The organism is Rhizobium sp. P44RR-XXIV (assembly GCF_001999485.2).
Classification (GTDB): domain Bacteria; phylum Pseudomonadota; class Alphaproteobacteria; order Rhizobiales; family Rhizobiaceae; genus Rhizobium.
The window spans coordinates 368,513-381,451 of record NZ_MPVZ02000026.1; the positions used below are offsets into that span (position 1 = coordinate 368,513).

10 protein-coding genes and 1 pseudogene are annotated in these 12,939 nt (G+C 60.4%); 7 read left to right on the forward strand and 4 right to left on the reverse strand.

What is annotated here, in order from left to right:
* Positions 1-49: 49 nt before the first annotated feature.
* Entirely contained in the window at positions 50-1,084 is a 1,035-nt protein-coding gene (hemH, locus tag BSK43_RS10705) for a ferrochelatase (RefSeq protein WP_068400142.1), read from the forward strand.
* Positions 1,085-1,217: 133 nt separating this feature from the next.
* Here hemH and BSK43_RS10710 read toward each other — a convergent pair whose 3' ends face one another.
* A complete protein-coding gene (locus tag BSK43_RS10710) occupies positions 1,218-2,126 on the reverse strand; it encodes a S1C family serine protease (RefSeq protein WP_068400138.1) in 909 nt (302 codons plus the stop codon).
* 320 nt (positions 2,127-2,446) lie between these two features.
* Between BSK43_RS10710 and BSK43_RS10715 the strand changes: the two genes are divergently transcribed.
* Positions 2,447-3,463: an SPFH domain-containing protein gene (locus tag BSK43_RS10715; RefSeq protein ID WP_077469454.1), complete on the forward strand. Its 1,017-nt coding sequence runs from the start codon at positions 2,447-2,449 to the stop codon at positions 3,461-3,463.
* Position 3,464: 1 nt separating this feature from the next.
* Positions 3,465-3,923, forward strand: coding sequence for an NfeD family protein (locus BSK43_RS10720; RefSeq protein WP_077469453.1), 459 nt, complete (start codon positions 3,465-3,467; stop codon positions 3,921-3,923).
* Here the strand turns inward: BSK43_RS10720 and BSK43_RS10725 are convergent, their stop codons facing one another.
* Positions 3,924-4,919, reverse strand: a complete 996-nt coding sequence (locus tag BSK43_RS10725) for a KpsF/GutQ family sugar-phosphate isomerase (RefSeq protein WP_077469452.1) — start codon at positions 4,917-4,919, stop codon at positions 3,924-3,926.
* Positions 4,920-5,115: 196 nt separating this feature from the next.
* On the opposite strand from BSK43_RS10725, the gene BSK43_RS10730 reads away from it, so the two are divergent.
* Positions 5,116-6,636, forward strand: a complete 1,521-nt coding sequence (locus BSK43_RS10730) for an outer membrane beta-barrel protein (RefSeq protein ID WP_077469451.1) — start codon at positions 5,116-5,118, stop codon at positions 6,634-6,636.
* A gap of 115 nt (positions 6,637-6,751) precedes the next feature.
* On the opposite strand, the gene galU is transcribed toward BSK43_RS10730, so the two are convergent.
* The gene (gene galU / locus BSK43_RS10735) at positions 6,752-7,639 is read right to left on the reverse strand and encodes a UTP--glucose-1-phosphate uridylyltransferase GalU (protein WP_068400121.1); all 888 of its coding nucleotides are present in this window, start codon (positions 7,637-7,639) and stop codon (positions 6,752-6,754) included.
* Positions 7,640-7,841: 202 nt separating this feature from the next.
* Here galU and BSK43_RS10740 point away from each other — a divergent pair, with 202 nt between their 5' ends.
* The 3 genes and pseudogenes from BSK43_RS10740 to BSK43_RS10750 all read left to right on the forward strand — a co-directional run bounded on the left by BSK43_RS10740 (position 7,842) and on the right by BSK43_RS10750 (position 11,357).
* Positions 7,842-9,065: a lytic murein transglycosylase gene (locus BSK43_RS10740; RefSeq protein WP_077469450.1), complete on the forward strand. Its 1,224-nt coding sequence runs from the start codon at positions 7,842-7,844 to the stop codon at positions 9,063-9,065.
* An 84-nt stretch (positions 9,066-9,149) separates the two neighbouring features.
* Positions 9,150-10,348: pseudogene (locus BSK43_RS10745) on the forward strand (DUF459 domain-containing protein).
* Between the two features lie 259 nt (positions 10,349-10,607).
* Complete coding sequence (locus BSK43_RS10750) at positions 10,608-11,357, forward strand: aminoacyl--tRNA ligase-related protein (protein ID WP_077469449.1); 750 nt, start codon at positions 10,608-10,610, stop codon at positions 11,355-11,357.
* Positions 11,358-11,420: 63 nt separating this feature from the next.
* Here BSK43_RS10750 and BSK43_RS10755 read toward each other — a convergent pair whose 3' ends face one another.
* Complete coding sequence (locus tag BSK43_RS10755; protein ID WP_068400111.1) at positions 11,421-12,875, reverse strand: glutamate synthase subunit beta; 1,455 nt, start codon at positions 12,873-12,875, stop codon at positions 11,421-11,423.
* Between the last annotated feature and the right edge of the window lie 64 nt (positions 12,876-12,939).

Genomic DNA, 12,939 nt, shown 5'->3' on the forward strand with positions numbered 1-12,939 from the left:
GTTTTTGTTCCTATGTGAAGGGCTTCGTTTCGCTGAGAGGATATGATTGATGACAGAAAACGTGACCACCTTCCCGCCTGATCACCCAAGCGTGAAATTCGGCAAGGTCGGCGTGCTGCTTGTCAACCTCGGAACACCTGACGGGACCGACTACGCCTCGATGCGTCGCTACCTGCGTGAGTTCCTGACGGATCGCCGCGTCATCGAATGGTCCCGCTGGAAATGGTATCCAATCCTGTTCGGTATCGTCCTCAACACCCGGCCGCAAAAAGTCGGCAAGGCCTACGAGACGATCTGGAACAAGGAAAAAAATGAGAGCTTCCTGCGCACCTATACGCGCAACCAGTCCGATCTGATGGCCGAGCGCCTGCGGGATCTACCCAACGTGACGGTCGATTGGGCCATGCGTTACGGCCAACCCTCGATCGGCGACCGCATACAGGCGCTCAAGGATCAGGGCTGCGAGCGCATCGTGCTCTTTCCACTCTATCCGCAATACGCCGCCGCAACGACGGCAACCGTCAACGACAAGGCGTTCGAGAAGCTGGCAAAGATGCGCTGGCAACCGGCACTGCGCACCGTGCCGCAATATCACGACGACGATGCCTATATCGAAGCGCTTGCCAATTCCGTGACCCGGCATCTTTCAACACTGGACTGGCAGCCCGAAAAGATCCTGGCGTCGTTCCACGGCATACCGATGTCCTACTTCAAACTGGGCGATCCCTATTACTGTTTCTGTCAAAAGACCGGCCGCCTGCTGCGTGAAAAGCTGGGGCTGTCGGAAGATCAGTTCATGGTCACCTTCCAGTCCCGTTTCGGCCCGGAGGAATGGCTGCAGCCCTATACAGACAAGACCGTGGAACAACTCGCCAAGGATGGCACCAAGCGCATCGCCGTGCTCAATCCGGGCTTCGTCTCGGACTGCCTGGAAACGCTGGAAGAGATCGCCGAACAGGCGGCCGAATCCTTCCATCACAATGGCGGCGACAAGTTCACGCATATTCCCTGCCTCAACGATAGCGAAGACGGCATGAAGGTGCTCGAGAAGGTCGTACGGCGGGAGTTGCTTGGCTGGGTCTGACCGATCGCCGGACTAATCCCGGCGATGGCCTCTAAAGCATTTCCAGGAAAAGTGTGCAGCGGTTTTCCGTCCGGAATGCGTGAAAAAGCAAAATATAGAGCGTTTTCGCGATTCGAAGAAAAGCGGAGATGCTCTATTGCAGTTGCGGCTTCTTGAGGAAGCTGCCACGGTCGGCGGATTTGATGCGCAACCAGGCTTCGCGGCCATTGCGCAGCACCCGTAGCGGGATCTCGGCGCCGGCCGGCCCGCTCTCCCATATCTTGCGATAGAAATCGGCCAAGCCGTCGACTTCCGCGTCGCGGATCTCCGAAATGACATCGCCGCGCCGCAACCCCGCCTGAGCGGCCGGGCCGCCTTCCGTCACGCTCATGACAACGACCTCGCCATTGCTTTCGGCCGAGAAAGCCCCGAGCCAGGGCCTTGGCGGCTTGTTGACGCGGCCGCGCTTGATCAGATCGTCGAGAATGGGCGTCAACAGGTTGATCGGCACGATCATGTTGATATCGGCACCTTCACCGTTCTGAGTCGCCATCTGCAGGTGCAGCGAACCGACACCCAGAAGCTTGCCGTCCTCATCCACCAGAGCAGCGCCGCCCCATGAAGGATGCGCGGGTGCGACGAAAATCGCCTCGTCGAGCAGATATTCCCAGTAACCCGCAAACTCCTGCTTGGCGACGATCTTTGCCTCGACGACCTGGCCGATACCATCGGCGATCACGACCGGATCGCCGATCTCGGCCTTGTCGGCATCGCCGAATTCCAGCGCCGGTACGTCGAGCGGGCCGAGCGCCTGCACAAGGCCAAACCCGGTTTCCTGATCATAGGCAAGCGCATGCCCGGGCACTACCCGGCCATTGCTCGTCGTCAGCCAGACCTCTTCCGCCTCCGTGATGAGGTAGCCGATCGTCAGCACCAAGCCGTTTCCCCGGATGACCACGCCGTTGCCTTCCCTGCGGGTGCCCAGCGTCGTCGCCGTGAAGGCGTCTTCCGGAATTGAGGCATGGACGGCCACGACCGACCGTAAAGTCCTATCGATATTCATTGCTTCACCCTGACGATGCGCGGCGGTTGGGCTCGAAAGGCTGCGCGGCAGCTGACCCGAAAAATTCTCTTATAAAGTATGAATATCAACAGCCAGGCGCAAGGGCTGGATCGCGATTGATTGATCCGGCGCAACAACTTGGGGCTGATCGGACGGTACGGCCCGTCTACCCATTCCTCCCTTGCCGAGAACATGCTAACCCACCACATCTGATTGAGCTGCCGTGATGCGTTTTCGACCGAAGACGCCGGAACGATATGGCGGCGCTTTACCTGACGCGAGAGGCTCGCATTCCGCGAGCGCGTCCATGGAGGAATTCAATGGTAGTCGGTGGTTTCAGCATCGTCGTGGTTGCCCTGGTGGTCTTGGTCATCCTGGTGCTGTTTGCAGGGATCAAGACGGTGCCGCAGGGCTATCGTTATACAATCCAGCGCTTCGGCCGCTATATCCGCACATTGGAGCCGGGCCTCAATCTGATCGTGCCCTTCATCGAAACCATCGGCGTTAGGATGAACGTGATGGAGCAGGTGCTCGCCGTTCCGACGCAGGAGGTCATCACCAAGGACAATGCCAGCGTCTCCGCCGACGCGGTCGCGTTCTTCCAGGTGCTGAATGCGGCGCAGGCCGCCTATCAGATCACCAATCTCGAAAGCGCGATCCTCAACCTCACCAAGACCAACATCCGTTCCGTCATGGGTTCGATGGACCTCGATGAGCTTCTGTCCAACCGCGACGCCATCAACGAGCGGCTGCTGCGCGTCGTCGATGAAGCAGTCGAGCCCTGGGGCATCAAGGTGACGCGTGTCGAAATCAAGGACATCCAGCCGCCGAAGGATCTCGTTGACGCCATGGGCCGGCAGATGAAGGCCGAGCGTGAAAAGCGCGCCCAGATTCTCGAGGCGGAAGGCTTGCGTGCCGCACAGATTCTGCGCGCCGAGGGCGCAAAGCAATCGGCGGTGCTGCAGGCGGAAGGCCAGCGCGAGGCGGCGTTCCGCAACGCCGAAGCCCGCGAACGTCTCGCAGAGGCCGAAGCAAAGGCGACCCGCATGGTGTCCGAAGCCATTGCAGAGGGTAATGTGCAGGCCATCAACTATTTCGTCGCTCAGAAATACACCGAAGCCCTGACGTCAATCGGTTCGGCCAGCAACTCGAAGATCGTGCTGATGCCGATGGAAGCCAGCTCCCTCATCGGTTCGCTTGGCGGCATCGGCGCCATTGCCCGCGAAGTCTTCGGCGACAATGGCGACGGCAACGGCACGCCGCAGCCTTCACGGCCACGCACGAACACGGTCCGCACCACGCCCTCCGTCAATCCGCTGGCCCCTCGGGAGAGCTAAGATGTTCGACAATCTCGTCGTGGAACTCGGTCCCTGGAGCTGGTGGCTGCTGGGATTGGTACTACTTGCCGCCGAGTTGATATTGCCGGGCTTCTTCCTCGTCTGGATCGGTCTGGCCGGCATCATCGTCGGGGCATTGTCGCTGCTGTTCTGGGATAACGCCTTCTGGATCTGGCAGGTGCAGTGGCTGGTCTTTGCGGCAGCCGCCGTCATCGTCACCCTGCTCGGGCGGCGTTACGTCTATAACAACAACCAGGTGACCGACGAGCCTTTCCTGAACCAACGCGGCGCGAGCCTTGTCGGGCGCACGGCAACGCTCGGCGAGCCCATTGCCGAAGGCCGCGGGCGCATCCGCCTCAACGATACCTATTGGACAGTCACAGGTCCTGATTTGCCTGTTGGCACACGCGTGAAAATCGTCGCCAGCAACGGCCGCGAGCTTACAGTCGAACCGTTCTGATCAGGCGACGCCGATTCGCAGCAGATCGTGGAAATGAACGACCCCAACTGGCCGCTGCCCATCGTCAACGACAATGAGCGCGGAAATGTTGTGACGATTGAGCACGGCCATCGCGCCGGTCGCCAGCGTCGTTTCCTTGACCGTCTTCGGATTGCGCGTCATCACCTCGTCCACCAGCATCTCCGCGAGGCTGGAGCCGATATTGCGAGCAATATCGCCGTCTGTGACGATACCGCAGAGGCAGCCGTCATCATCGACGACGCCGACACAGCCGAAGCGCATTTTCGCAAGCGTCGTGACAGCCTCGCGCATGCCTGTTCCAAGCTTGACGAGAGGCACGCTATCGCCCTTGTGCATGATATCGGCCACATGCGAGAGGCTGGCGCCCAGCTTGCCGCCAGGATGGAAGGTACGGAAATCCTCGGCGGTGAAGCCACGCGCTTCCAGCAGCGCCACGGTGAGCGCATCGCCGATCGCAAGCTGCAGCATCGTCGACGTGGTCGGCGCCAGCCCATGCGGGCAGGCCTCCTGCTCCTTGGGCAGCAGCAGAACCACATCGGACTCACGCGCCAGCGTTGACGTCTCACCCGCAGTGACGGAAATCATCGGGATCGAGAAGCGGCGAGAATAGCTGATAATGCCGCGCAGCTCGGCGCTTTCTCCACCCCACGAGATGGCGATGATGACATCATCCTGCGTGATCATGCCGAGATCGCCATGATTTGCCTCGACCGGGTGCACGAAGAATGCCGGCGTTCCGGTGGAGGCCAGGCTTGCGGCAAGCTTGTTGCCGATATGGCCGCTCTTGCCGACACCAGTGATGACGACGCGGCCCTTGATGTCGCCGATGATCTCCACCGCGCGGCTGAATGGCCCGGCCAAACCATTGGCCAATGCACGTTCCAGCGCCTCAAGGCCCCGTCTCTCGGTCTCGATCGTCCTCATTGCGGATTCGATCGCACCGTTCTCGATGAGTCTCACAGCTCTCTTATTCATGAGCGAGGCCTAACGCTTTTCTGCAATTCTGTCCACCAAAGATCGACTTATGCCGACGGCAGCGGGCTTTTGCTGGGCCTGGATAATATTACCGATAGCATCTCGCCGTAACTCTTTAGCAACCAAGCGTTAACCACACGGCTTTACACTTGGGTAAGGATTTAGTGCTTTTCCAGCAAGGTCAGACATAGACAAAATGAACATCGGCAAGAAAAAGGCGGGTAAAAATGCCCTCCGGCTGACGGCATGGGCGACATCCGCCGTGCTTGGCTGGGGCGTCGTATGCGCCGCGCCGATGTCCGTTAACGCACAATCCCTGCCGCCCGGCCAGGAACCCGACGATACATCCACCGTCTCGACGTCTGCCACGACGACCGACTCGTCCGCAACACCTGCCACCGACGCGCAGGCAGCACCGCCAGCAAATCAGGCCGCTACCACCAATGCGGATGGGCCGCCGAATATGCGCCTTCGCCTTGATGGCGTCGACCCCACAACCACCGGCTCGACGCTCGACAACGACATGCGCCGCGTCAACCTGCCCGAATCCACGGTCGATGGCCTGAGAACGCGCCAGCATCCGGACCGCGCGGATGCCCAGGGCATACCGCTCGGCACCTTCACCCTGCGCCCTTCGGTCAATCAGTCGATCAATATCGAACGCGACCGCACCGGCTCCGTCGAGGACAACCGCACTTTCCTGCAGACGGATCTGCGCAGCACGTTGACGTCGGACTGGGATCGCCACGCGCTGACCATCACCGGCGAGGGCGTCTGGCAGAAGAATATCAGCGGCACCGGTGAAGAGAAGCCGACGATCAACCTCAATGCGGATCTGCGCCTCGACCTTCCAGCCGACACGACTGCCCACATAACGGCCGGCTATCAGTTCTTCCGCGAGGACACCAGCGACCCGAACGCCATTGCCGGCGCCTCCAAACAATCCGCCGTCAATCAGTTCACCACCGGACTGTCGCTGGAACGTGATTTCGGTCTGCTGCGCGGCACGACGGCGGTCGCACTGACCCGCACGGTCTATTCGGATGCCGTGCTCTCGGATGGAACCCAGGTCACGCTCAGCGACCGCAATCAGACCGCAGGCACATGGCGCGGGCGTATCGGCTACGAGCTGTCGCCGGCGATCATTCCCTTCGTCGAAGTCGATCTCGGTCGCGCTGTCTACGATGAGACGCGTGACAGCAACGGCTATGCCCGCTCGAACCAGGGTTACGGCGGCAAGGCCGGCGTCGAGCTCGATCTCGGCGAAAAGCTGAAAGGCGAGCTGGGCTTCGGTTATCAGCACACGCAATTCGACGATTCGCGCCTGGCCTCGGTCGACTCACCGACCATCGACGGTAGTCTCGCCTGGTCGCCGCAGCGCGGAACGGATGTCAGTATCGGCCTTTCGACCACCGTTCAGCCATCCACCACGGCCGGCCTGAGCGGCTACACCGCCTACCAGCTGACGAGTACCATCAGCCACCAATTGCGCGATGACCTCACCGCCAAAGCGACGGGCGGCACGATCTGGCGCGACTATCCTTCCAACGGCAGTGCAGCCGATGAGACCGAATATGACGCGGCCCTCGGCCTGACCTGGGGGATCAACCGCTACCTCGATCTCACAGGCAATTTCGGCTATCAGCTGACCACCCGCAAAGCCGGCGACGATACGCATCAACTCCAGGCTGGAGTGGGACTGACGGTGAAGCGCTGATAGCCGGCTGGACAATTCCCCGCCCGACACCTTGATCCGGCACAATCTCTCCACACAAACGAAATGAGGCCCGGCAAATGCCAGGCCCCATCATTTTTCCCGAAAGTTCGAGAGCTTATTTCAAGGCCGCGATCAGTGCCTTCAGCTCGTCCTCGATCGTTGGACGGATATCCGCACGCGAAAGCGCGAAAGCGACGTTGGCGAGGATGAAGCCATCCTTGGCGCCACAGTCGAAAGTCTGACCCTGGAAATGGTAACCGGCGAAATCCTGCGTCTGCGCAAGCTTCAGCATGCCGTCGGTCAGCTGGATCTCGTTGCCCGCACCACGCTCCTGGCTTTCCAGGATACGGAAGATTTCCGGCTGCAGGATATAGCGACCATTGATGAAGAAGTTGGACGGAGCCGTACCCTTGGCCGGCTTCTCCACCATTTCGGTGATACGGAAACCGTTGCCGATCGTCTCGCCGACGCCGACGATACCGTATTTATGGGTCTGGTCCGGAGCGCATTCCTCGACGGCGATGACATTGCCACCGCTTTGCTCGTAGAGCTCGATCATGCCCTTCATGCAGCCCTTTTCGGCCCGCATGACCATATCAGGCAGCAGCAGCGCGAAAGGTTCGTCACCGACGATTTCGCGGGCGCACCAGACGGCGTGGCCAAGGCCAAGCGGCTCCTGCTGCCGCGTAAAGCTGGCCGTGCCGGCCTTTGGCAGCAAGCCGTTCAACAGCGACAGCTCGGCATTCTTGTTGCGCTGGCGCAGCGTATGCTCAAGCTCGAACTGGATGTCGAAATAATCCTCGATGACGTGCTTGCTGCGGCCCGTTACGAACACGAAATGCTCGATGCCCGCCTCCATCGCCTCATCGACGACGTATTGGATCACCGGCTTGTCGACGACGGTGAGCATTTCCTTCGGCACGGCCTTGGTCGCCGGCAAGAACCGCGTCCCTAGTCCGGCAACCGGAAATACTGCCTTACGCACCTTCTTATGCTGTCCCACTCATACCTCCTGGGCATTAAATCGCTGGCGCCGAGCCAATCTCAAGGTCAGTAGATTAAATTTGCTACTGTTTTGCAAATAATGACTGAACCCGGCTTCCATGGTAAAGAATTTGTTGACTTCGTTCCCTTAGTGTCATGCTTCGGCGAATGTTACCTGCTTCGCCGCACCGAAATCCAACGATTGATGGACAAGGCTGTAGATGACTGCAAACCGCAAAAACTCCCTTCGTGGTCTCGCTCTGGCGCTCGCGCTCGGTGCCTTTGCGGGACTCGCTCCCGTTAACGCCAATGCTGACCCAGGGTTCCAAAAATGGATCGCGGGCTTCTATGCTACCGCCGCAAAGAGCGGCATCACACAATCGACCTATCGCGATGCATTTGCCGGCGTGACGGACCCCGACCCCACGGTCCTCGAAAAAGCGCAGTACCAACCGGAATTCAAGTCCCAAATCTGGGATTACCTCGACTCCCGTGTCAATCCCTATACCGTGGATATTGGCCGGAAAATGGCGGTCAAGTATGGGTCCACGCTTCGCACGCTCGAGCAGCACTTCGGCGTGGACCGCAATATCATGCTGGCCATCTGGTCGATGGAATCGAACTACGGTGCTGTTCTCGCCAAGAATGACCGCCTCCATTACGTGCCCCGCGCACTTGCAACGCTTGCCTATGCCGATCCGAAGCGCGCCAACTATGCCAAGAAGCAGCTGGTTGCAGCTTTGAAAATCCTGCAGAAGGGAGATATCTCTCGGAAGGATCTGAACGGTTCCTGGGCTGGTGCCATGGGCCATACCCAGTTTATCCCGACGAGCTATCTGCTCTACGCCGTCGATGCCGACGGCAGCGGCCATGCCGATATCTGGAATTCCATTCCGGATGCCCTGGCAACAACAGCCAATCTTCTGGCCAAAAACGGCTGGGATACCGGCCGCACCTGGGGCTATGAGGTTGTCGTGCCGCCTGGTGGCAGCGCTCAAGTCGGCAAGACCCATACGATCGCTCAATGGGCAGCCCTCGGTTTCGTGCGCCCCAAAGGCAAGGGCTTCCGCATGACCTCCGATCGTGCACAGCTGAAGATGCCCGGCGGCTCAGACGGCCCAGGCTTCCTGATGACCGGCAACTTCTTCACCATCAAGCGCTACAACGCATCCGACAGCTATGCTCTCGCCGTCGGCTTGCTTGCCGACCAGATCGCCGGCTATGGCGGCATGCAGCAATCCTGGCCACGCCCGAGCGGTACGCTGAATGTGCAGCAGAAATTCGAGCTGCAGACGCGGCTGAAGCAGCTTGGCTATTATGACGGCGTCGTCGACGGCAATTTCGGATCTGGATCCAAGGCTGCGATCAGCGCTGTCCAGCAGCGCATCGGCATGGATACGGATGGCGAACCTTCGATGGATCTGCTTAACGCATTGCGCAAATAAGCCGCGCCGCCATCAATCGATTCCGGGATCGCTGGACCGGGGAGCTACCCTCATGCGACCACGGGCCGTGAGCGGAAAGAAGTTATGACAGAACGACCTGCCCGCGCGACCATGGCAACCCTGAAGGTCATTCTCACGGCATTTCTTGCCGTCGTCATCGCGTTTGGCTGCCTCTCGAAGGCAGCCGAAGCGCAGGAACGGCCGCGCCGAAATCTGTTCGACATGTTGTTCGGCACCCGCGAGCCCGACTACCCGGATCAACAGGTTGAACAACCGCCACCACGGCGCAAGGTGCAGCCCCGCAAACGCCCAACGCCGCCGCCGCGCGAGCCCGTGGTGGTCCAGCCGGAGACACCACCGCCGGCGGAAAAGCTGCCGGATGCCAAAACCATCCTCGTCGTCGGCGATTTTCTGGCGAGCGGCCTTGGAACCGGGCTGGAGGACGCCTTTTCCGCCTCGCCCGGTGTCATCATCCAGACGCGCGGCAATGTCGCCTCCGGTCTTGTCCGTCAGGACTATTACAACTGGCCGCAGCAATTGACCGGGATGATGGATCAGCTGAAGCCGGCGATCGTCATCGTCATGCTCGGGGCCAATGATCGTCAGCAGATCATCGGCGATGGCCTCAACGAAAAATACGGCACCGATCCGTGGTTCCTCGCCTATGAGGAGCGCGTGCAGCAATTTGCCAAGCTGGTGACGAGCCGCCACATCCCGCTGCTCTGGGTCGGCCTGCCCTCCTTCGGCTCGGATCAGCTGACGGCCAGCGCCGTCAAGCTCAATCAGCTCTATCAGAGCCAGATGGCAGGCGTCGGCGGCGAGTACATCGACATCTGGGACGGCTTTACCGATCAGAACGGCGAGTTCATCGTGACAGGGTCCGATATCAACGGCCAGCAGGTGCGCCTCAGAACCGCCGATGGTGTCAACATGACCCCGGCAGGCAAGCGGAAACTCGCCTTCTATGTCGAGAAATCGGCGCGACGGCTGCTCGGCGATCAGGCAAGCCCCGATATCACCCGCCTCGACACCGGCAATCCACTGCCGGTGCAGCCGGCGAATGTGCCGGCGGCAGAGGCGGAAAAAGTCACCCGGACGCCGCCCATGAGCCTGTCCGATCCCGACCTCGACGGCGGCGCGCAGCTTCTGGGGGCGGCGCCTGCACCAACCGCCGCCGCGCCGTCGCCGCGCGACCTCCTGGTCGACAAGGGTCAGATGGCGCCGGCGCGGCCGGCCGCATCGACGATTATCGATTGCCGGTCCCGGCAACGGCCACCCCGTGAGAACCTCCGGCACAAACGGTGTTGATTACTGTACCCGTTTGACAATATCGCAGTGCGCCAATAGAAAAACGGCATGAGCACTATCAGCGCAGATCATATCGATCGTAACCGCACCTGCCCGCAGGTCGCGATTCGGCGCGCTTTCTCCGGCCGAGGTCTCCGCGTCCAGTCGTGACGGCCGGAGGCATTGGCCTGTCCGGCGGCTGCTGGACGTAAAGCCCTTACCCAAAACATCAACGTTGCCCATGGAGAATGGCACGTGCTCAATATCTACAACGTCAATTCGCTCGTTCATTGGGAAGAGCAGGGTATCCGCCTGCGCGAGGATCTCGTCCGATTCTTTTCCGATGATATCCGCAGCTTCCTGCGATCCGTAAACCCTGCCTGGGATGTCCGAAGGGTGGAAGCCCCGACCTTGATGCCGCGCAGCCTCGTTTCGGATGCCTATTCCCATGAAGACATATGGGTACAGGAACAGCTTTCGAAGACGGAGACCGAACTGGTGCTCCGGCCGGAAACAACGCCTTCGACCTACATCTACATGCAGCATGTTCTCGGAAATCACTCCAGAACGCGCCTGCCATTATGCGTCTGGCAAGCGGGGAAATCCTATCGTCGCGAACAGGAGCAGCCGACAAAGCATGTGCGGCTGAAAGAATTCTGGCAGCTCGAATTTCAATGCGCCTTCACCGCCGACAGCGGCAATGACTACCATGCCGCCTGCCTCGAACCGGTTCGCCGGATGATCGGATCGGTCATCCATCTACCGACGAGGATCGTACCCTCCGACCGCCTGCCGGCCTATTCCGAGGTGACGATGGATATCGAAGTCGATAACGGCGACAAATGGATGGAGGTCTGCTCGATCTCCAAGCGAACGGACTTCCCGCAGCGCTATCGCAGCCAGCCCAGAAAGGGACCGGCGATAGATCACGATGTCACAGTGCTCGAGATTGCCATCGGGCTCGACCGCTGCATCTACAACTGGAATATCGCCGCAAACCAATAGATAAAAAGGCCGGGTTCATCGCGAGCCCGGCCTTTCAAATCATATTTGGAACGGCTGTGAGGCTTACCGCGGCAGAACCGTCGAACCCATCAAGGTCTCGTCGATCGCACGCGCAGCCTGGCGTCCCTCGCGGATCGCCCAGACCACCAGCGACTGGCCGCGGCGCACGTCACCGGCCGTCCAGAGCTTGTCGACGGAGGTCTTGTAGTCCTTGTCGTTGGCGACGACGTTGGTCGAGCCGCGGCGGTCGGTGTTCAAAGTCAGCTTGCCGTCGAGTTCCTTGAGCACGCTGTCCGTGAACGGGCCGCGGAAACCGATGGCGATGAAAGCGAGATCGGCGCGGATGACGAATTCAGTCCCGGCAATCGGCTTGCGGCGCTCATCCACTTCGCAGCACTTCACGCCGGTCAGCACGCCATCTTCGCCGATGAATTCGAGCGTCGCGACCTGGAACTCGCGAACCGCACCTTCGGCCTGCGAGGAGGAGGTGCGCATCTTCGTTGCCCAGAACGGCCAGACGGCGAGCTTGTCTTCCTTTTCCGGCGGCTGCGGGCGAATGTCGAGCTGGGTGACCTTCACCGCACCCTGGCGGAATGCCGTGCCGACGCAGTCCGAGGCGGTATCACCACCACCAACGACGACGATATGCTTGCCACCGGCCAGGATCGGGTCGGCAGGCCAGCCGGCGCTGTCGATGTTTTCGCGGCCGACGCGGCGGTTCTGCTGCACGAGATAGGGCATGGCGTCATGAACACCGGCCAGCTCGACGCCGGGAATGCCGGCTTCGCGCGGGGTTTCCGAGCCGCCGCAATAAAGCACGGCATCATGATCAGCCAAAAGCTGCTCGATCTTGACGTCGACGCCGACATTGACGCCGCAATGGAAGGTAACACCCTCGCCCTTCATCTGCTCGACGCGACGATCGATGAAGTTCTTCTCCATCTTGAAGTCCGGGATGCCATAACGCAGCAGGCCGCCGGCCTTCGACTCGCGCTCATAGAGATGAACCTCATGGCCGGCACGACCGAGCTGTTGGGCAGCAGCCATGCCGGCTGGGCCGGAGCCGATGACGGCGACCTTCTTGCCGGTATGCACCGTTGCCGGCTGCGGACGGATGAAGCCGAGCTCATAGGCCTTGTCGGCAATCGCCTGCTCGACGGTCTTGATGGCGACCGGCGCGTCTTCCAGGTTCAGCGTGCAGGCTTCCTCGCAAGGTGCAGGGCATACGCGGCCGGTGAACTCCGGGAAGTTGTTGGTCGAATGCAGGTTGCGGATCGCCTCTTCCCAGTTGTTGTTGTAGACGAGGTCGTTCCAATCTGGGATCTGGTTGTGCACCGGGCAGCCGGTCGGGCCATGGCAATAAGGAATGCCACAGTCCATGCAGCGCGCTGCCTGTTTCTGCACTTCCGGGTCCGACATGGGGATCGTGAATTCACGGAAATGCCGGATGCGATCGGACGCCGGCTGATACTTGCCGACCTGCCGGTCGATTTCCAGGAAGCCTGTTACCTTGCCCATGCTTTCGTTTCCTCACTCAAAAAGTGGAGCCGCCGGCTCCCGTGCCAAGGGTAAAATCCGTTCC